Origin of the sequence: Lysinibacillus sp. NPDC056959, from assembly GCF_042674095.1 — a bacterium.
Taxonomy (GTDB): Bacteria; Bacillota; Bacilli; order Bacillales_A; family Planococcaceae; genus Lysinibacillus; species Lysinibacillus zambalensis.
The window spans coordinates 7585-29090 of record NZ_JBHURE010000011.1; the positions used below are offsets into that span (position 1 = coordinate 7585).

The following is a 21506-nucleotide window of genomic DNA, read 5'->3' on the forward strand; positions in this document are numbered from 1 at the left end:
GATCCGAAAAGTTGGGCGATAAACCTAAAATGTTGGGTGATACCCCCATAATGTTGTGCGGAAACACACGATGTGGTCGATAAATCCACAAAGTTAGGTAATAAACTCAAAAAGTTGGGTGATAGATCCGAAAAGTTGGGCGATAAACCTAAAATGTTGGGTGATACCCCCATAATGTTGTGCGGAAACACACGATGTGGTCGATAAATCCACAAAGTTGGGTGATAAACTTAAAAAGTTGGACGATATCCCCACAACGTTGAGAGATCAACAACTCCACAACCTTAAACGATAAAAACCTAAAATGTATCGATCAATCAGATAAACAAGTCGTTAACTTTATGCACAGATAGACTAAGGGGGATTCACATGAAGAAATTTTGGAAAATAGGATTATCAGCATTTTTAGCTGTTGGCTTGCTTGCAGCGTGCAACACAAAAGAGGCGACAAATGACAAGCCGTCATCTGCTGAGCAGCAAGAGACATCTAAAGTAGATCAAGCAACATTTCCAATGACGATAACAGATGCTGTTGGCAAAGATATTACGCTAGAAGCACCTCCTGAAAAAATAGTTTCTCTCATTCCAAGTAACACTGAAATTTTATTTGGTCTTGGCTTAAATGATGAAATAGTAGGTGTAACAGATAATGACGATTATCCAGCAGAGGCTACTAAAAAAGATACGGTTGGCGGTGTAGATTATAATATTGAACAAATTATTGCGTTAACGCCAGACATCGTTTTTGCACATGCATCCGGTATGAGTTATTCAAAAGGATCAATTGAACAGCTTGAGGCTGCCGGTGTGAAAGTATTTGTTGTAGCGGATGCAAAAAACTTTAATGAAACTTACACAACGATTGAACAGCTTGGTCGTGCAACGGGAAAACTAGAAGAGGCTAAGAAAATAGTCGCAAATATGAAGGATAAAATTGAAGAAGTTGAAACAAAACTTAAGGGTGTTGAGCCAAAGAAAGTCTTTTTAGAATCGTCTGATGAGCCACAGATTTATACAGCTGGGAAAGGTACATTTATGAATGAAATGTTAGAAATGATTCATGCCGAAAATGTGGCAGCAGATGTAAATGACTGGTATCCAATTGAAGCTGAACAAATTATTGCGAAAAATCCAGATGTCATTGTTGTGGCATATAATTATGTACCGAATATTTTAACGAAAATTCCACAACGTCCAGGCTTTGAGACAGTAACTGCCGTAAAAAATAAAGCTATTGTACAAGTGGATGAAAGTACGACAAGTCGTCAAGGTCCTCGATTAGCAGATGGTTTTGAGGAATTAGCAAAGGCCGTTTACCCAGAGGCGTTTAAATGAGTAAAACAATTGTAGCCTATGTAACAGCAATTACGCTTTTAATCATTAGCATCTGGTGTGGTGTAGCGATAGGCTCAGTTCATATTCCATTAGAAGTATTGTGGAATAAGGCGGCCGATGAAACAGCTGCCAATATTTTATGGAAGATTCGTTTACCTCGAGTGATGCTAGCAGGGCTTGTAGGGGCATCACTTGCTATTGCAGGGGCAGCTTTTCAAGGCCTATTAAAAAATCCTTTGGCTGATCCTTATACGTTAGGTGTTTCCTCTGGTGCATCAGTTGGCGCAGTGATGACGATTTTCTTTAGTGTCTCAATACCTGTAATCGGTCATTTTACATTGCCAGTCTTTAGTATGATAGGGGCCATATTAACAATGTTTGCTGTTATGGGTTTTGCTAGAATAGTAGACCGTTCACTAAAAATGGAAACTCTTATTTTAACAGGGGTAATATTTAGTTCATTTTTAGGTTCCTTGATTTCATTAATGATTGCATTATCTGGTGAGGAGCTACGCCAAGTAATCGGATGGTTGCTCGGTTCAGTATCGATGCGTGGTTGGCCTTACGTTCAGATGATCATTCCGTTTGTCATTATTGGCTCTATTATGCTTTGGACACAAAGACGTGAGTTAAATGTTCTGTTATATGGTGAAGAACGTGCGAAGCATTTAGGTGTCAATGTTAAACGTAGTAAATATATTATTTTAGTAGGTGGATCCATGTTGACAGGAGCAGCGGTAGCTGTTTCTGGAACGATTGGCTTTGTTGGTTTAGTTGTTCCTCATATGACGAGAATGGTTTGGGGTTCAGATCATCGTCATTTATTGCCGTTATCATTTTTAAATGGGGCGACTTTGCTAATTATTTGTGATTTAATAGCAAGAACAATTATTATGCCAAGAGAGCTGCCGATTGGTGTCATTACTGCATTTATTGGGGCGCCCGTTTTTTCCTATATTTTTTATAAACAACGTAGAGGCAAGGGGGTACGGGCATGATTGTTGTTGAACATCTTTCCGGTGGTTATGAAGACGTACCGATCGTCCACGATATAAGTTTTTCCGTTGAAAAAGGTAAAATACTAGGGATTTTAGGGCCGAATGGTAGTGGGAAATCCACACTGTTAAAAGTAATAAGTGGCATACTACCAGCAACTGCAGGCACTGTATTAGTAGATGGTAAAAACAGTAGCTCTTACACTGCTCGTGCATTAGCAAAGAAGATGGCAGTGCTGCCACAATTACATGCTAATGCATTTTCAAACAGTGTAAGGGAGGCTGTATCGCTTGGACGTTATCCACATCAAACCGGCTTCTTTACAAGCTGGTCTGATCGTGATGAACAAGCAGTGCAACATGCAATGCTGCAAACAGGTGTAAAACGCTATGAACAGACACCGATGGAATTTTTGTCGGGCGGTGAACAGCAAAGGGTTTTTGTCGCCCAAGCTCTTGCACAAACAGCGGAAATATTGCTGCTAGATGAGCCGACCAACCATCTAGATATTGCGCATCAACGTCAAATTTTAGATATGGTACGAAAGGAAGCAATAGAATGTGGTTTGACCGTTATTATGGTACTGCATGATATGAATTTAGCTTCTCTTTACTGTGATGAATTATTACTAATGGAGGAAGGACGGATGCGGGCATTTGGGGCGCCGCATGAAGTATTAGTCGCTTCGCAAATCGAAGATGTCTATCATGCTCGAGTGGCAACTTATGCACATCCAGAAATTCCAAAGCCTCAAATTACAATGATGCCAGCCTCCGTTGAACATCAGCAACGTGCTGTCATTAAAAAAGAAAATTTCACTGTTACAGATCAGTACATTAAGCTTCAATCAGAGTTTCCTTTAAAAACGGTGTCCTCAGCTGTCCATAATCCGGGTATCGGTTGGTATGATTGTCTGTTAAATCGCTCTGTACCAATAGATTATGTGATTAATGATGTAAAGAGAGAGGTCGCTGAATTTTTACTAAAGGAGCACTTTTCATCTACAAGTACAGTCGTCATGTTAACAGCTGTCCCAACAAATCTTGTAGCTATTAATGAATTTCAAGCTTCTTTTGGTAGCGTTCTTGTAGCTGTTACGGCTGGGGTTGGTAATGCTGTTGATGTATCTCGTGCACATGAAAGACAAGATGAACCATATATTGGTACTATAAATACGTGGGTCATCGTGAATGGCTGTTTATCAGAAGAAGCGTTTTTCCAAGCAATGATGACAGCTAATGAGGCGAAAACAAAGGCATTGCAATCAGAAAATATTCGTGATGAGCTTAGTGGTACGATTGCAACAGGTACTGCTACAGATAGTTTATTGATTGCAGCGACACAAAAAGGGGAAGAAATGCTGTACGGCGGTCCCATTACTGATGTAGGTAAGATCATCGGTAGAGGTGTTTTTGAAACGACTGTGCAGGCAATAAAAAATTATCTTCATTCAGCAGATACACTTGCTGAATGAAGATAATGCCGCCGGCGGATGTCACGGATTTTCAAGGGAATGAATTGTGCGGGCACAATTCAAAATCCGGACGCATTGTTTATCTGTGCGAAAGCGTAGTGCTAACGTAGCGACAGCAACAATTACGCCAAGACGAAATTGATAAAAAACAATTCTAGGAGATGAGAGAAATGAAGCTTTACACGAAAACAGGCGATACAGGGAAAACAAGTCTTATCGGTGGACGCGTTGACAAAGATAGCTTACGCGTAGAGACATATGGGGCCATCGATGAATTAAATTCTTTTATTGGTAAGGCTATTAGTGAACTAGATCGTGAGCTATTCAAGGATATTCTAATTGATTTAGAAACGATTCAGCATGAGCTTTTTGATGCAGGCGGAGACCTTGCTAATGTTATGAAGGAGCGTCATTATAAGCTTACAGAGCAGCCGATTGAAGTGTTGGAATCGCGTATTGATGCATTGTCAGATGAAGCACCACCGTTACAACGCTTTATTCTACCAGGCGGTGCACCAGCAGCTGCAACTTTACACATTGCTCGCACAGTAGCACGTCGAGCAGAGCGTCAAATGGTAACGCTTATGAAGGAAATCGAAGATGTACCGACAATTGTACAAAAATATTTAAACCGTCTATCTGATTATTTATTTGCGGTTGCACGTGTTGTGAATTTCCGATTGAATGTTGCGGATATTGAATATATTCGAAGCGGCAATGTGTTTAAAAAATAACTTGATCACTAAAAGTTGTGGATGAACTCCACGTTATTGTGATGAATTCGTTTTTCGAAGAATACTTTGAAGATTTATCGGAAAAAAATCTCATTTTATCGGAATGTTTTCTCGATTTATCGGAACAATTTTAGCTTATATCAACTAAGGGCGACATGAGACCGCGAGTAGAGGAACGAAAGGCTAAAGGCATCACGTTGAAATCTAGCACACTTGAAAAAGTCGATTTGTCATCAAAAACATGATGCAAATCGGCTTTTTGAATATCTTAATACAATTAAAAGACAGATTTATAATATAAGTGAATGAATCTCTTTAGTGGTTAATAGCCCGCTTTGAAAATTCAGGGTGGCTTTTTATCTTGTAAAATGTAAGAATATAAAATTATCAGAAATATTTCCGTTTTATGTTGACTGAATGCTCACTCATTTATTAGAATAGGAATATAATGATTGAACTAGCAAATTTACTACAAAGAGAGAAACTTACGACAAACTAAAGGGGGGACCAACCATGAGTCCATTAGTAATTGCAAACATTGTTCTAACAGTCGTGGTTGTGCTTTATGCAGTAGGGTTATTTTTCTATCTGTTAAAAACACGCTATAAGTTTGTGCAATTGGGGAAAAAGGTTGAGTTTGATGAAAGTGTTCAAGAACGAATTCGTTATCTTATGGTCAATGTACTTGGCCAAAATAAGTTATTAAAAGATCCGAAGAGTGGTTTAATTCACGTTATGTTCTTCTATGGATTTTTGATGGTGCAGCTAGGTGCCATTGATTTAATTTGGAAGGGGTTAGCACCTGGATCACATTTGCCGCTTGGCATTTTCTATAGTGTGTTTACATTTTTCCAAGAGCTTGTAGTATTAATGATTTTAGTGGCGGTTGTGTGGGCATTTTACCGTCGTTATGTAGAAAAGCTAGTACGTCTAAAACGAGGCTGGAAAAATGGGCTTGTTTTAATATTCATTGGCGGGTTAATGGTATCCACATTGCTTGCAAATGGTATGGGACTAATTTGGCATGGTGAAGAACTAACTTATACAGAGCCAGTTGCTTCTGGCATTGCTGCTATTTTTAGCTTCTTACCAGCATCAGCAGCGGCAGTTGTTTTCTATGTAATGTGGTGGGCGCACTTATTAATTCTATTAACATTCTTAGTGTATGTACCACAATCGAAGCACTTCCACTTAATTGTGAGTCCAATCAATGTGTACATGAACCGTTTAGATCGTACAGGTACTTTAACACCAATCGATTTTGAAGCATTAGAAAATGCTGAAGATGAAGAGGATATTCCAGCAATTGGTGTTGGACGTATTCAAGACTTCACACAAAAACAAATGCTAGATTTATATTCTTGTGTAGAGTGCGGACGTTGTACAAATATGTGTCCAGCGTCAGGGACAGGGAAAATGCTATCACCGATGGATTTAATCGTGAAGCTACGTGATCATTTAACATTTACAGGTGCTGTTGAGACAAAGCAAAAGCCTTGGGTACCTTATCAATTCTTTGCTAAAACAAAGGGGAATCAGTTAGCGATGGCAGCTGGTGCTGAGGGGGCAGTTATTGAGGATATTTACAGCCCTTCTTTAATTGGCGAAGTCATTACAGAAGAAGAGATTTGGGCATGTACAACTTGCCGAAACTGTGAAGATCAATGTCCTGTTATGAATGAGCATGTCGATAAAATTATTGATTTACGCCGTTACTTAACAATGACTGAAGGAAAAGTAAACCCTGATGCACAACGCGCGATGACAAATATCGAACGTCAAGGCAATCCTTGGGGCTTAAACCGTAAAGAAAAAGAAAATTGGCGTGACTTAGATCCGACAATTCATATTCCAACAGTGAAAGAGCTGAAAAAATCAGGCGAAGAAATGGAATATTTATTCTGGGTAGGTTCAATGGGGGCATTTGATAACCGCTCACAAAAAATTGCCTTAGCATTCTGTCGTCTATTAAACGAGGCAGGCGTGAAGTTTGCGATTTTAGGAAATAAAGAGAAAAACTCTGGGGACACTCCACGTCGTTTAGGAAATGAGTTCTTATTCCAAGAGCTGGCGACAGCGAATATTGATGAATTTGAGAAAAACGACGTGAAGAAAATCGTTACGATTGACCCTCATGCTTACAATATCTTTAAAAATGAATACCAAGACTTTGGCTGGAAGGGTGAGGTCTACCACCATACTGAACTATTGAATCAATTGATTGATGAAAATCGTCTAGCGTTAAATTACGAAGTTCATGAAACGATTGTGTTCCACGATTCTTGTTATTTAGGTCGTTATAACGATGTTTATGATGCACCACGTGAGATTTTACGAGGTATTCCAGGTATTAAGCTTGTGGAAATGGAGCGTAATCGTGAGGAAGCAATGTGCTGTGGCGCAGGTGGCGGCTTAATGTGGATGGAAGAGCATGTTGGCAACCGAATTAACGTAGCAAGAACAGAGCAAGCTTTAGCAACGAATGCTTCTGTCATTTCTTCTGGATGTCCTTACTGCTTAACGATGCTTGAGGATGGTACGAAGGCAAAAGAGGTTGAGGATACAATCGGTACATTCGATGTTGCAGAACTATTGGAGCGTTCAGTATTTGGTGAAAAAGTGAAAGCTGTCGAAGAATCTGTTGAAGAAGCAGCGGATGTAATGGTTGAAGAAGTAGTAGCTTCTGTGGACAGTGTCGAACAAGACGAGAAAGTAGAGACTAACGCAGAAAAATGATGGTTATTGCAGAAATATTTTAGTTATCTGAAAAATATAAATTGCACAATAAATAATTGTTTTGTAGAATAAGATTAAATGGGAATGGGAGTTGATCTAACTTCTTTCAGCGGGTATCCAAACACCCGCTGAAAGAAGTTAAAGCCTCCGGCGGATGTCACGGAATCGAAAAGGAGTGCTTTGTGCTTGCACAAAGCCGATTCCAGACGCAATTATGCCGGGGCATAATTGATACAAACTCCCATTTCTCATCGATAGAGGTCGAGCGAGCGTTCAGTCAACATTAATGCTCTTATACTTCTTCTAGAACGTAAAACAAAAGGGGTGTTTTACTTGAATAGAGCAGTAATTTTAGCAGGAGCAAGAACTGCATTTGGTAAGTTTGGAGGTTCACTATCAGCATTAAGCGCTAGTGATTTAGGCGCGATCGCCATAAAAGGGGCACTTGAGAAAGCGAATATTTCGCCTGATGAAGTGAATGAAGTAATTTTAGGCTCCGTTTTACAAGGGGGACAGGGCCAAATTCCTTCAAGGCAGGCTGCGATCAAAGCAAGCTTACCGATAGCAGTGAAAACAGAAACCATTAACAAAGTTTGTGCGTCAGGGATGCGTGCTGTAACACTAGCGGATCAGCTAATTCGATTAGGGGACGAAGAAGTAATAATCGCTGGTGGTATGGAATCTATGTCCAATGCACCGTATTATCTACAAAACGGTCGAACAGGCTTACGCATGGGCGATTCAACAATGGTAGATGGCATGCTATATGATGGCTTAACATGTGCTTTCGATAAGACAAGGTCGCATATGGGAATCTACGGCAATGTAACAGCCAAAGAATATTCGTTAAGCCGTGAGGAGCAGGATGCTTGGTCTGTTCGCAGTCATGAACGTGCACTTACAGCAATTGAGAAAGGTTACTTTGCTGAAGAAATCGTACCTGTGGAAATTCCACAACGTAAGGGAGAGCCGCTTCATGTCGATACGGACGAGGCACCAAGAGCTGGTACAACAATAGAGGTACTTGCAAAACTTAAGCCAGCCTTTGACAAGGATGGAACGATTACAGCAGGTAATGCACCTGGCGTTAACGATGGGGCATGTGCCTTAGTAGTAATGAGTGAGGAACGTGCAGCGCGTGAAGGAAGAGAGACGCTTGCGGTGATTATCGGCCATGAAGAGCTTGCGATTGAACCAGAGAACTTCCCGCAAACACCAGGGCTTGTCATTAACAAATTACTTAAAAAGACGGGGAAATCATTAGCTGATATTGATTTGATTGAAATCAATGAAGCATTTGCAGCAGTAGCTCTTGTCAGCAAGCAGCAAGCGGATTTAGATGCTGAAAAGATCAATGTTAACGGTGGTGCAGTTGCGTTAGGTCATCCAATCGGAGCATCTGGAGCACGCATTATTTTAACACTTGCTCATGAATTAAAACGTCGTGGCGGTGGTATCGGAATTGCTGCTATCTGTTCAGGTGGAGGGCAAGGCGATGCGATTATGATTGAAGTACCGAAAACAGGGGGACACGAATAATGGGAATTCAAAAAGTAATGGTTATTGGTGCAGGGCAAATGGGCTCTGGCATTGCACAAGTTTGTGCACAAGCTGGCTATGATGTAAAACTGAACGACATGAAACAAGAATTTTTCGAACGCGGTTTAGGAGTCATTACGAAAAACCTGATACGTGATGTCGAAAAGGGGCGTAAAACTGAGGATGAGAAGGCAGCCATTTTAGGTCGTATTAATATGTCACTAGATTTACAGGATGCTAGTGATGTAGATATTATCATCGAGGCAGCTGTGGAAAATATGGAAGTGAAGCAATCCATCTTTAAGCAAATTGATCAGATTGCACCGGCACATGCCATTTTAGCTACGAATACATCATCTTTACCAATTACGGAAATTGCAGCTGTTACAAATCGTCCAGAGCAAGTGATTGGTATGCACTTTATGAATCCTGTACCTGTTATGAAGCTTGTAGAAATTATTCGAGGGTTAGCTACTAGTGATGAAGTCTACAAAGTAGTTGAAGACATGACAGTAAAGCTATCGAAAACGCCGGTGGAAGTAAATGACTTCCCAGGTTTTATTTCGAATCGTATTTTATTACCAATGATTAATGAAGCGATCTACGCATTGTATGAAGGGGTAGCATCGAAAGAAGCCATTGACGATGTAATGAAGCTAGGCATGAATCATCCGATGGGGCCGTTAACATTGGCAGACTTTATTGGCCTTGATACATGTTTATCCATCATGGAGATTTTACATGAGGGCTTAGGCGATAGTAAATATAGACCTTGTCCATTGCTTCGAAAATATGTGGCAGCAGGATGGCTAGGTAAAAAATCCGGAAGAGGATTTTACGTTTATGAATAATCCTATGGGGATGGGACGATTCAAATGAAATGAAATGCTACGGACAACGTACAGGGGTGACATTATAGATGCATTTACAATTTACAGATGAACAAATAATGATGCGTGATATGGTTCGAAATTTCGCTCAGGATAAAATTGAACTGTGGGTAGAACGTATGGAAGCAGGAGAGTTTCCGCGTGAACTCCTTGCGCAAATGGGAGAATTAGGTTTAATGGGGATTACAACGCCTGAGGAATTAGGCGGCTCAGCGATGGATTTCACATCGTACATAATTGCGATCAATGAACTATCAAAGGTTAGCGCAGTAATGGGTGTTATTTTATCCGTGCATACTTCGGTTGGAACAAATCCTATCATTTATTTCGGTAACGATGAACAGAAGAAACGCTATGTTCCAAAGCTTGCTGCGGGTGAATATTTAGGGGCATTTTGTTTAACAGAGCCTAGCGCTGGTTCTGACGCTGGCTCTTTACAATCCAAAGCGGTGCGAGATGGAGATGAATATGTCATCAATGGCTCCAAGGTGTTTATTACAAACGGTGGAGAAGCAGATGTTTATATTGTCTTTGCCTCAACGAATCCTGCTGAAAAAACACGTGGTATTTCAGCATTTATAGTTGAAAAAGGAACACCAGGCTTAATCATAGGTAAAGATGAACATAAAATGGGCTTACACGGCTCACGTACAGTTCAACTAACATTCGACAACTGTCGCATTCCAGCTGCAAACCTTCTTGGGGAGGAAGGGGAAGGCTTTAAAATTGCAATGGCTAACTTAGACGTTGGACGTATTGGAATCGCAGCTCAATCTCTAGGCATTGCCGAAGCGGCGCTAGAGGCAGCTACTGCGTATGCAAAAGAACGTGTCCAATTTGGAAAGCCTATTGCAGCGCAACAAGGGGTTGGCTTCAAACTTGCTGATATGGCAACTGCCGTAGAGTCAGCAAAATTACTAGTCTTTCGAGCAGCAGATTTACGCACAAAAGGGTTGCCATGCGGAGTCGAGGCCTCGATGGCGAAACTTTTTGCCTCTCGTACAGCCGTGCAAACAGCGATAGACGCTATACAAATTTTTGGTGGCTATGGCTATACAAAAGACTATCCTGTAGAACGCTATTTCCGAGATGCAAAGGTGACAGAAATATACGAGGGTACAAGCGAAATTCAAAAGCTAGTCATTAGTAAACATTTACTTAAATAAAGTCTGATGTTATTGCGAAGTTGATTTTTTAAGGATGATTGACGATTGTACAGGGAAGACCGTTAATCCCGTGAAACATCATCACATATAGAAATCAACAAAACTGAGTCTAACGAAAAAGGGGAAATGGACAATGAACTTTCAATTAACAGAAGAGCATGAGCAATTACGTGAAATGATTCGTGATTTTGCTATTAATGAAGTAGCACCAACGGCAGCTGAACGTGACGAGAACGAAGAGTTTGACCGTGCAATTTTCGATAAAATGGCAGAGCTAGGCTTAACAGGTATTCCATGGCCAGAAGAATACGGCGGTGCAGGCTTTGATTATCTTGCTTATGTCATTGCAGTAGAAGAATTATCACGTGTATGTGCTTCAACAGGGGTAACTTTATCAGCACATACTTCACTTGCGGGTTGGCCGATTTTTAAATTCGGTAATGAAGAACAAAAACAAAAATACCTTCGTCCAATGGCAGAAGGTAAACATATCGGTGCTTACGGCTTAACGGAGCCAGGATCAGGTTCCGATGCTGGTGGCATGAAAACATATGCAAAACGTGATGGCGATGACTATATTTTAAACGGCTCGAAAATCTTCATTACAAACGGTGGAGTAGCAGATACATATGTTGTATTTGCAGTAACAGATCCAGAAGCTAAACATGGCACATCTGCTTTTATTGTTGAAGCAGGCTTTGAAGGCTTCTCGGTAGGGAAGAAGGAGAAAAAACTAGGTATTCGTTCATCTCCTACAACTGAAATTATTTTTGATAACTGTCGCGTTCCGAAAGAAAATCTGCTTGGAGCTGAGGGAGAAGGCTTCAAAATTGCGATGACAACACTTGATGGAGGACGTAATGGTATTGCCGCACAAGCTTTAGGTATTGCCCAAGGCGCATTGGATGCAGCGGTTGAATACGGAAAAGAGCGTGTGCAATTTGGTAAGCCGATTACTGCCAACCAAGGTATATCCTTTAAACTAGCAGATATGGCAACTCAAATTGAAGCATCTCGACTGCTTACATACCAAGCGGCTTGGTTAGAATCGAATGGTCTACCTTATGGTAAGGCGTCTGCAATGGCAAAATTAATGGCTGGGGATACGGCGATGAGTGTAACGACTGAGGCGGTTCAAGTCTTTGGTGGATATGGTTATACGAAGGATTATCCAGTTGAGCGCTTCATGCGTGATGCAAAAATCACACAAATTTACGAAGGTACACAAGAGATTCAACGACTTGTTATCTCTCGTATGTTGACAAAGTAACGTATGACAGAAAAAGATAAAAGACCCCAAGTACAGTCAACAGTAAAAGATGAAAATCTCATCGCCATTCGTCGAGAACAGATGATAGAGGGAGCCATTAAATTATTTAAAGAAAAAGGGTTTCACCGTGCCACAACGAGAGAAATCGCAAAAGCTGCAGGCTTTAGTATCGGAACATTATATGAATATATTCGTACGAAGGAAGACGTCCTTTACCTTGTATGTGATAGTATTTATCACCATGCGATGGGACGACTTTCAAGTTTTGAAATTAAGGCAGGAACGATTGAAGAGCTAAAGGAAATGATTCGAGAGTATTTCTTGCAAATTGATAGTTTGGTTGATGAGCTGACAATCATGTATCAGGAAACTAAATCGCTGTCGAAAGAAGCACAACGCTATGTATTTAGTAAAGAGTTTGAGATGGTTGCTACTTTTGAGCGATTACTAAAACGCTGTGTGCAGTCAGGTGAAATAACGATGACAGATAAACAAATTCACTTAGCAGCAAATAATTTAGTCGTTTCTGGACAAAGCTGGGCATTCCGTAAATGGGCGCTCCATCGTCAGCACTCGATTGACGAATTTATTGAAATGCAAATAACATTGTTCATTTCAGGCATAAAGGGGTTCTAATAAGTTCTGTAAAGGGGTTGTCGGTAATTGCATAGAGCGACATTGCAATTACCGATTTTTTTATGAGGCTCATCACCAAAGTTGGGGATGATATTTGTTAAAAATGTATGTCATGTAAATTAGTTGATTGAAGTGGAGACTGGGCGACTTCTTGGGGATCAGCGGTAGAGGAACGAAGGCTAAAACCATCACATCCTGTGATAACGCCTTCGTGACCAACATCGGTGCTGTTGCTGTCGCTGCGCTTTCGCACAAACAAAACCAAAACCCGCTGCTGCCGCTTCGCTTTCGCGCAAAAAACATCTGTTGGCCCGAGACCCTGGAGCGAGCGGATAGGGGAACGAAGGCTAAGAGCATCACATCCTGTGATAACGCCTTCGTGACCAACATCATGTTGGCCCAAGCGGCTCATCGGACGCCCCCAGGAAGCTCTGCTCTGTGCGAAAGCGTAGTGCTAACGTAGCAACAGCAATTGTTTTATCTGTGCGAAAGCGAAGCGACAGCAACAACAAAGCGCCCAGTCGGAACGGAAATCAACCACGCTTTATGATGATGAGTCGATAAAGAACAATAAGGGGAGAAAGTGGGGATTTCATATGACAAAGGTAGAAGTATATCGTCCAAAAAATCACGTACGTTTTGTTACAGCATCAAGTCTATTTGATGGACATGATGCTTCGGTTAACATTATACGACGTATTTTGCAATCAAGCGGTGTAGAGGTAATCCATTTAGGACATAACCGCTCCGTGGAAGAAGTCGTAAATGCTGCGATTCAAGAGGATGCGCAAGGTATTGCAGTATCATCTTATCAAGGCGGACATATGGAATACTTTAAATATATGTATGATTTGCTGCGTGAAAAAGGGGCGCCACATATTAAAATTTATGGTGGTGGCGGTGGTGTTATTTTACCGCGTGAAATTAAAGAGCTACATGCTTACGGGATTGCTGGGATTTTCTCACCAGAGGATGGGCGTGTTTTAGGATTACAAGGGATGATTAATGAGAAAATTAAAGGAACTGATTTCCCGACTGCTATAGGTAGCTATCAAGAAAAGCTGGATGCTCTATCAACAGAAACACCTGAAATTTTAGCAAACTTATTAACTGCGGCTGAATCGAATGAAGATGAAGAAACGAAAAAGATGCTAGCGGAAGCTCGCAAACGCTCAAAAGGGACGCCTGTATTAGGTATTACGGGAACAGGTGGTGCAGGTAAATCTTCCTTAACAGATGAATTAATTCGTCGCTTCTTGAAAGAGTTTCCGGATAAGCGCGTAGCTATTCTGTCTGTCGATCCGACAAAGCAAAAGACAGGCGGGGCTTTACTTGGTGACCGAATTCGTATGAATGCGATTTTCAATAATCGCGTATATATGCGTAGTTTAGCAACTCGTGGATCTCGTACAGAGCTTACTGCTTCCATTGGAGACGTGCTAGATGTAACGCGTGTAGCGGGCTATGATTTAATCATTGTTGAAACAAGTGGTATTGGTCAGGGTGACGCGGAAATTACAAAATACACTGATCTATCTATGTACGTAATGACAAGTGAATTTGGTGCGCCTACACAACTTGAGAAAATTGACATGATCGATTTTGCGGATGTGATTGCCATCAATAAATTTGAACGCAAAGGCTCTGAGGATGCACTACGTCAAGTGCAGAAGCAATATCAACGTTCTCGAGAGCTTTGGGATGAATCACTTGATAATATGCCTGTGTACGGTACGATTGCTAGTCAATTTAATGATAAAGGAACGAATGCTTTATTTGCTGCATTAGTAAATATCATTAATACGAAGACAGGTAGTCATTGGGAGACGGGTTATGAGCAATTTGCGAAAACGCAAAAGCAAGATGTGATTATTCCAAACGACCGTTGTTATTATTTACGAGAACTCACGGACACTGTGCGTGGCTATCATAAAAAATCAGAGCAACAGGTGGAATTTGCTCGCCGTCTATTCCAATTAGAGGGATCTATTGAAACGATCAAGGAAAAGGCGCCAAATGATGCATTAATTGCATCTCTTACTTCTTTAGCGGAAGGTGTCAGAGATGAATTAACGGCTGAATCTAAACGTATTTTAGATAATTGGCATGCTTTAAAAGAAGCGTATGCTGGAGATGAATTAGTAACGAAAGTTCGAGATAAGGAAATTCGAACAATTTTAAAGACAACGAGTTTATCTGGTACGAAAATTCCTAAAGTAGCCTTGCCGAAATTCGTAGATTATGGTGAAATTTTACGCTGGGTTTATAAAGAAAATGTACCTGGTGAATTCCCGTATACAGCAGGGGTATTCCAATTTAAGCGTGAAGGGGAAGATCCGAAGCGACAATTTGCTGGCGAAGGAACGCCTGAGCGTACGAATAAACGATTCCATTATTTATCGAAGGATGATGATGCGAAACGTTTATCAACAGCATTTGATTCGGTAACGCTATATGGGGAGGATCCAGATTACCGACCTGATATTTATGGAAAGGTTGGAGAGTCGGGTGTTTCTATTTGTACGTTAGAAGATATGAAAAAGCTATATGCAGGCTTTGATTTATGTGCACCATCAACTTCTGTATCGATGACAATTAACGGTCCAGCACCGGTTATTTTGGCAATGTTCATGAATACGGCTATTGATCAGCAAGTGAAACTACGTGAGAAAGAACTGGATCGACCTTTAACGGTTGAAGAATTTACGGAGACACGCGAGAAAACATTACAGGTTGTACGCGGAACCGTGCAAGCAGATATTTTAAAGGAAGATCAAGGGCAAAATACATGTATATTCTCAACAGAGTTTGCGTTACGTATGATGGGAGATATTCAGCAATACTTTATCGATCATAAAGTGCGTAATTATTACTCTGTATCTATTTCTGGTTACCATATTGCCGAAGCTGGTGCGAATCCAATTTCACAGTTGGCCTTTACATTAGCAAATGGCTTTACGTATGTAGAATATTATTTAAGTCGAGGAATGAATATTGACGACTTTGCGCCAAATCTATCATTCTTCTTCTCTAATGGACTTGATCCAGAGTACACAGTTATTGGACGCGTAGCTCGCCGTATTTGGGCAATTGTTATGCGTGATAAGTACGGTGCCAATGAACGAGCGCAAAAATTGAAATATCATATTCAAACATCTGGACGTAGTTTGCATGCACAGGAGATTGACTTTAATGATATCCGCACAACGTTACAGGCGTTAATGGCATTACAGGATAACTGTAATTCATTGCATACGAATGCATATGATGAAGCTATTACAACGCCTACGGAAGAATCTGTACGTCGTGCGATGGCTATTCAAATGATTATTACGAAGGAACATGGCTTAGCGAAAAACGAAAATCCATTACAAGGAGCGTTTATCGTAGAAGAGTTAACAGATCTTGTAGAAGAAGCGGTACTAGAAGAGTTTGATCGTATCAATGATCGTGGTGGCGTACTAGGTGCAATGGAAACACAATATCAACGTGGTAAGATTCAAGAGGAATCTATGCACTACGAGATGCTAAAGCATTCAGGTGAGTTACCAATCATTGGTGTTAACACATACTTAAATCCAAATCCGCCTTCTGAAGATGAAATTAACAATATGGAAATTGCGCGTGCATCAACGGAAGAAAAAGAGACGCAAATTCGTAATTTACAAGCCTTCTGGAAGCAACATGAAGGCGAGAATGCAGCAGCTCTTGCTCGTTTACAACAAGTGGCTGTAAACAACGGTAATATTTTTGCTGAGCTTATGGAAACCGTAAAAGTCGCTAGCTTAGGGCAAATCACGAATGCTTTATACGAGGTAGGCGGACAATATCGTCGTAATATGTAATGATTGTTAACGTTTATTCTATTTTGTACAAAATGTTTGTATAGTTTTAAGTGCCTAGTCTTAGGATTAGGCACTTCTTTTTATTTCCGTTATAATAGAAATGTAAAAAAAAGGGGAGACGCAATAGATGATGAAATCGGCTATTAACTACATCATTATTTTAGCTTTGGTGGTAGGAGTTATTTTCCTGTATGATAAGCAAATTGGCGCTGTTCCTTTACTATTATTATCTGTCTATTTGTTTTACTTGGGGATAAAAAAGATGCGTGATATAAAAAACAGTAATTGAAGCTAGCAATGAGGATAATACTTTGTATATAATGGGTATTATGCTTATGATGGGAAGTTACTTTTGTGCGGCCTTTTTTTGCTGCGCTCCGAAAATAAAGCTATATGAATTTTAAAACGTCCAATGTGATGAGAGAAAGGAAGTGCACGAATGAATTTTCGTGAAATGACAAAAGAACAATTAGCGGAAGAATCGTTAATTAACTTAGCTTATGCAATTTTAAATGAAAAACGTGCCTCAGTGTCTTATAATGACTTATTAACAATAATGCAAGAGCTTGTGGGCTATAGTGATGAAGAAATAAAAGCTCGCCTACTACAATTTTACACGGATTTAAATGTAGATGGCCGCTTCTTATTTAATCAAGAAACAGGCTGGGGCTTACGTGAATGGTATAAAGTTGAACAGATTGAAGAAGAAACAGCTCCATCTGTTAAAACGCATAAGAAAAAATCTAAAGCAGCCCTTGAGGATGAAGAAGATTTAGAAGAAGATTTAGAAGAAGAAGAAATTGACTTTGATGAAGATTATGAAGAATTCGTTGAAGAAGATCTAGACGAAGATGAAGAAGAAGATGAAGCAGAAGATAAAGAAGATATCGACTTTGATGAAGAAGATTTAGAAGACATCGATGAAGAAATCGATGAAGACTTTATCGATGAAGATGAAGATGAAGATGAATTTGAAGAAGAGGATGAAGTCTAATTTATTTCAGCAAACATCCGCTAAAATAAGTTAATAAGCCTTCTGAGGATGTCATGGAAATCGAGGTATAATTGATGATAATTACTCTTTGAAATTTTCTTTCTTTTATCCTTGTAGTAAAAAATCTTGACTTCTATCACGGTTACGTTTAATCTTTTACTTGGGCTCCTTATTAAAGGAGAAAGACCGTGTATGTAATACGCTCCCCCTGCAAACCTATGCAGGAGGAGCGTTTTTTTATTTTTTAACTTTATTCAATCAAGTTCTCCCATGTTTATAATTACGGAATGAATAGTAAGGCGCTAAATTATTCATGATGTATAGTAAGCGGTGATTGAATATATGTTAAATCTTTTTAAAAGGAAAGTAGAAAAGAGATAGAAACGATTACAGCTTCGAATCGACTACATATTTGTAGGCATTCTCGGCTTTTCTTATTTTAGGGATGAGAAATATTTATTTTCTTAGCCTGTCAAAACATTGGCATCAATGCTTAGAATCGGCATGTGGCGTGAATGTACTTTTCTTACTAACAATTTCTAGTACAACAAAAGGAGGAATTTTTTCATGACAAAGTATATTTTTGTAACAGGTGGGGTTGTGTCTTCACTTGGAAAAGGGATTGTAGCAGCATCTCTAGGTCGTTTATTAAAAAATCGCGGATTAGAAGTGACGATTCAAAAATTTGACCCATATATCAATATTGACCCAGGTACAATGAGTCCTTATCAACATGGTGAGGTATTCGTAACAGATGATGGCGCAGAAGCTGACTTAGACTTAGGTCACTACGAACGTTTCATTGATATTAACCTAGGAAAACATTCTACAGTAACATCAGGTCGTGTTTATCAATCTGTATTACAAAAAGAACGCCGTGGTGATTACAACGGTGGAACAGTGCAAGTAATTCCTCATATTACAAATGAAATCAAAGATCGTATTCAACGCGCTGGTCGCGAAACTAACGCAGACGTAGTTATTACAGAAGTAGGCGGAACAGTTGGGGATATTGAATCATTACCATTCCTTGAAGCAATTCGCCAGATGAAAACGAACTTAGGCCATAACAACGTAATGTACGTTCATTGTACGCTTATTCCTTACATTAAAGCTGCAGGTGAGCTTAAAACAAAACCAACTCAGCACTCTGTAAAAGAATTACGTTCTTTAGGTATTCAACCAAATATTATCGTTGTCCGCACAGAGCAAGAAGTGCCACAAGATATGAAAGAAAAACTAGCTTTATTCTGTGATGTACAGCCACACGAAATTATTGAATCTCGTGATGCAGAGCATTTATATGAAGTACCATTAAACCTACATGCACAAGATATTGATGATATCGTACTTGACCATTTTGGCATTGAAGCACCAGAAGCGGATATGGAAGAATGGCGCGAGCTTGTAGCAAAAGTGAAGAGCTTACCAAATAAACGAAAAGTAGCATTAGTAGGTAAATATGTAGAACTACAAGATGCTTACATTTCTGTTGTAGAAGCATTAAAACATGCAGGCTATGCATTTAATTCTGATATTGAAATTGACTGGATTAATGCAGAGCATGTAGATGCTGACAATGTTGCTACGCTATTAAAAGGTGCTGACGCTATTTTAGTTCCAGGTGGTTTCGGCGATCGTGGAGTTGAAGGTAAAATTTTAGCGACACAATATGCTCGCGAAAATAATGTACCATTCTTAGGTATTTGCCTAGGTATGCAACTGGCAACAGTAGAATTTGCTCGTAACGTGCTTGGTTTACAAGGAGCGCATTCAACAGAGCTAGATTCACTAACACAATACCCAATTATTGACTTCTTACCAGATCAAAACGACAATGTAGACATCGGTGGTACATTACGTTTAGGTTTATATCCATGTAAGTTAAAAGAAGGCTCAAAGGCAAGCCAAGCGTATGGTCAAGAGCTTGTTTATGAGCGTCACCGTCATCGTTATGAATTTAACAATGAATATCGTGAAGCGATGGAAGCAGAAGGTCTTGTCTTCTCAGGTACAAGTCCTGACGGTAAATTAGTAGAAATTATCGAGTTACCAGAAAATAATTTCTTCGTAGCATGCCAATTCCACCCAGAATTAGTATCACGTCCAAACCGTCCACAGCCATTGTTCCGTGATTTTATCGGAGCAACATTTAAATAATACAAAAAAGAGATGTCTCACGTGCTGAGACATCTCTTTTTTTAGCTCTTCGGCAAAACGAGATTATTCCGATAAAAATTAAAATTGTTCCGATAAAATGAGAAATTATTCCGATAAAAGCTAAAATTGTTCCGATAAAATGAGATTTTGTTCCGATAAATCTTCAAAGTATTCCTATATAAGAGGAGTTGTCTCTAGTGCTGAGACAACTCCTCTTATAGATTCTTTATAGCTCTTCGTCATCAAGACCAAGCATTTCATCATACGCAATTTTTACGGCTTCATAAACAAAAAGGGCAGCAATAGCGTGTGGCACAACTATGCGCTCACCTAAATCGTTCGGTAATAAACCACCTCGCATGCGTGTTGAAATATACGTATACGCTAAATCTGCCAGTGGATTTTCAGCATTAGCTACTTCGCTAGCAACGGCTGCAAAAGGAATAAACTGATTATTTAATTGCTGTGCTAATGCTAATGCATCCTCATCGTGTGCGCTACGTGTAAAAATGCATACACGATCTGCTTCTGTGATCACTGTATCTTTTGTCCAAGGGACTAACTTCGTAAAACGTTCCACAGCTTGAAATGCATTTATTTCGACAACTTGCATTTCGCCAAAGCATGCGAAATAGACATTACCTTCACTAATACCCGCTTGCGCAAGTAATCGCGCTGTTTCTTCAATTGCTTCCTCTTCATTTTGTGATATTCTTTGTAATAAACCACTTAGTTGTGTTGTTAATATTTTTGACATAGTCCCACCTCAATCAATATTATAGGTTTGAAAAGAGCATAAAGCAAAAGTAGATAATTTATAATAATAGAAGGTATTAATAGGTTAAAGGAGAATATTACATAATAGAGAGAATTTTACGTAAAAATAATAACTAAAAAAGGGCGGAATGAAATGTGAAACGAGTACTAATTGTCGATGATCAACCAGGAATTCGTTTACTTTTAAATGAAGTGTTGAAAAAAGAAGGTTACGGTACATATTTAGCTGCAAATGGTATGGAAGCACTGAAGTATGCTGAGGAGGAGGAAATAGATTGTGTCCTGCTAGACATGAAAATCCCAGGAATGGATGGCATTGAAATCTTAAAGCACTTAAAAGAGCGATGGCCACAACTTCCGGTTTTCATGATGACAGCATATGGTGAATTGGACGTTGTACAGGAGGCATTAGATTTAGGAGCTATTCGATATTTTACTAAGCCTTTTGATATTTTTGAAGTGCGTGATGAGGTTAATAAAATAGTAAGCGCTTAGATGAACAGGCAGTGGTCAACACCGCCTGTTTTTCTTGGTTATTAATAGAAGTTTTCTACCACTTTACTATTATTTTTCTTCCACAATAAATGACTCATCACCATAACGAGGAGTTGATTTCCGTCCGATGATCCTCTTTTATTTTTCTGCAGTATTGAGGTTTATCGACCAACTTTTTATATTTATCACCCAACTTTTTTAATTTATCGACCAACTTTCGAAAAATATCGACATCTACCTTCATGTAACACTATTTGATCGTACTGTGGCTAACCTTCGTTTCGTTAACACTGCACAACGATTGGACGCTGCCGCTCCGCTGTCGCGTAACCTTCGTTTCGTTAACACTGCACAGCGGTTGGCACTGCCGCTCTGCTTTCGCGTAACCTTCGTTTCGTTCAACTACACTACAGTTAGCACTGCCGCTATGTTGCACTCCGCTTTCGTGCAGAAAATAAC

Annotated in this window: 17 protein-coding genes; 15 read left to right on the plus strand and 2 right to left on the minus strand. The window is 39.8% G+C overall.

Translation table 11 applies throughout. The annotated features are described in order from the left end of the window. The first annotated feature begins 369 nt into the window (after positions 1 to 369). The 10 genes from ACFTQ7_RS13910 (at position 370) to ACFTQ7_RS13955 (ending at position 12776) form a co-directional block, all read left to right on the plus strand. Positions 370 to 1335: an ABC transporter substrate-binding protein gene (locus tag ACFTQ7_RS13910; RefSeq protein WP_386829445.1), complete on the plus strand. Its 966-nt coding sequence runs from the start codon at positions 370 to 372 to the stop codon at positions 1333 to 1335. Next, complete coding sequence (locus tag ACFTQ7_RS13915; RefSeq protein ID WP_386829446.1) at positions 1332 to 2333, plus strand: FecCD family ABC transporter permease; 1002 nt, start codon at positions 1332 to 1334, stop codon at positions 2331 to 2333. The genes ACFTQ7_RS13910 and ACFTQ7_RS13915 overlap by 4 nt, the downstream gene beginning before the upstream one ends. Next, positions 2330 to 3805 carry an adenosylcobinamide amidohydrolase gene (locus ACFTQ7_RS13920; RefSeq protein WP_386829448.1) on the plus strand — a complete coding sequence of 492 codons (1476 nt, stop codon included), beginning with the start codon at positions 2330 to 2332 and terminating at the stop codon, positions 3803 to 3805. The genes ACFTQ7_RS13915 and ACFTQ7_RS13920 overlap by 4 nt, the downstream gene beginning before the upstream one ends. A gap of 170 nt (positions 3806 to 3975) precedes the next feature. Then, positions 3976 to 4539, plus strand: coding sequence for a cob(I)yrinic acid a,c-diamide adenosyltransferase (locus tag ACFTQ7_RS13925; RefSeq protein WP_079559371.1), 564 nt, complete (start codon positions 3976 to 3978; stop codon positions 4537 to 4539). 513 nt (positions 4540 to 5052) lie between these two features. Continuing rightward, positions 5053 to 7275, plus strand: a complete 2223-nt coding sequence (locus tag ACFTQ7_RS13930) for a heterodisulfide reductase-related iron-sulfur binding cluster (protein WP_386829449.1) — start codon at positions 5053 to 5055, stop codon at positions 7273 to 7275. 333 nt (positions 7276 to 7608) lie between these two features. After that, the gene (locus ACFTQ7_RS13935) at positions 7609 to 8814 is read left to right on the plus strand and encodes an acetyl-CoA C-acetyltransferase (protein ID WP_386829451.1); all 1206 of its coding nucleotides are present in this window, start codon (positions 7609 to 7611) and stop codon (positions 8812 to 8814) included. Beyond that, on the plus strand, positions 8814 to 9665 hold the full coding sequence (locus ACFTQ7_RS13940) for a 3-hydroxybutyryl-CoA dehydrogenase (RefSeq protein ID WP_386829453.1): 852 nt from the start codon (positions 8814 to 8816) through the stop codon (positions 9663 to 9665). Before ACFTQ7_RS13935 ends, ACFTQ7_RS13940 begins: the two co-directional genes overlap by 1 nt. A 68-nt stretch (positions 9666 to 9733) precedes the next feature. Further along, complete coding sequence (locus tag ACFTQ7_RS13945; RefSeq protein WP_386829455.1) at positions 9734 to 10870, plus strand: acyl-CoA dehydrogenase; 1137 nt, start codon at positions 9734 to 9736, stop codon at positions 10868 to 10870. Positions 10871 to 11003: 133 nt separating this feature from the next. Continuing rightward, positions 11004 to 12140, plus strand: coding sequence for an acyl-CoA dehydrogenase (locus ACFTQ7_RS13950; protein ID WP_349660662.1), 1137 nt, complete (start codon positions 11004 to 11006; stop codon positions 12138 to 12140). A 3-nt stretch (positions 12141 to 12143) separates the two neighbouring features. Beyond that, positions 12144 to 12776 (plus strand): TetR/AcrR family transcriptional regulator, encoded by a 633-nt coding sequence (locus ACFTQ7_RS13955; RefSeq protein WP_197139646.1) that lies wholly within the window; start codon positions 12144 to 12146, stop codon positions 12774 to 12776. A gap of 97 nt (positions 12777 to 12873) precedes the next feature. Here the strand turns inward: ACFTQ7_RS13955 and ACFTQ7_RS13960 are convergent, their stop codons facing one another. Continuing rightward, positions 12874 to 13188 carry a hypothetical protein gene (locus tag ACFTQ7_RS13960; RefSeq protein ID WP_386829457.1) on the minus strand — a complete coding sequence of 105 codons (315 nt, stop codon included), beginning with the start codon at positions 13186 to 13188 and terminating at the stop codon, positions 12874 to 12876. Positions 13189 to 13372: 184 nt separating this feature from the next. Here ACFTQ7_RS13960 and icmF point away from each other — a divergent pair, with 184 nt between their 5' ends. The 4 genes from icmF to ACFTQ7_RS13980 all read left to right on the plus strand — a co-directional run bounded on the left by icmF (position 13373) and on the right by ACFTQ7_RS13980 (position 19775). After that, the gene (gene icmF, locus ACFTQ7_RS13965) at positions 13373 to 16621 is read left to right on the plus strand and encodes a fused isobutyryl-CoA mutase/GTPase IcmF (protein WP_386829459.1); all 3249 of its coding nucleotides are present in this window, start codon (positions 13373 to 13375) and stop codon (positions 16619 to 16621) included. A gap of 127 nt (positions 16622 to 16748) precedes the next feature. Beyond that, positions 16749 to 16910: a hypothetical protein gene (locus ACFTQ7_RS13970; RefSeq protein ID WP_170938864.1), complete on the plus strand. Its 162-nt coding sequence runs from the start codon at positions 16749 to 16751 to the stop codon at positions 16908 to 16910. A 150-nt stretch (positions 16911 to 17060) separates the two neighbouring features. After that, on the plus strand, positions 17061 to 17615 hold the full coding sequence (gene rpoE / locus ACFTQ7_RS13975) for a DNA-directed RNA polymerase subunit delta (RefSeq protein ID WP_386829461.1): 555 nt from the start codon (positions 17061 to 17063) through the stop codon (positions 17613 to 17615). A gap of 567 nt (positions 17616 to 18182) precedes the next feature. Next, a complete protein-coding gene (locus ACFTQ7_RS13980) occupies positions 18183 to 19775 on the plus strand; it encodes a CTP synthase (RefSeq protein ID WP_386829463.1) in 1593 nt (530 codons plus the stop codon). Positions 19776 to 20001: 226 nt separating this feature from the next. Here the strand turns inward: ACFTQ7_RS13980 and ACFTQ7_RS13985 are convergent, their stop codons facing one another. Continuing rightward, the gene (locus tag ACFTQ7_RS13985; RefSeq protein WP_386829465.1) at positions 20002 to 20532 is read right to left on the minus strand and encodes a DUF2529 family protein; all 531 of its coding nucleotides are present in this window, start codon (positions 20530 to 20532) and stop codon (positions 20002 to 20004) included. A gap of 155 nt (positions 20533 to 20687) precedes the next feature. On the opposite strand from ACFTQ7_RS13985, the gene ACFTQ7_RS13990 reads away from it, so the two are divergent. Beyond that, positions 20688 to 21047, plus strand: a complete 360-nt coding sequence (locus tag ACFTQ7_RS13990; RefSeq protein WP_349660657.1) for a response regulator — start codon at positions 20688 to 20690, stop codon at positions 21045 to 21047. Positions 21048 to 21506: the final 459 nt, after the last annotated feature.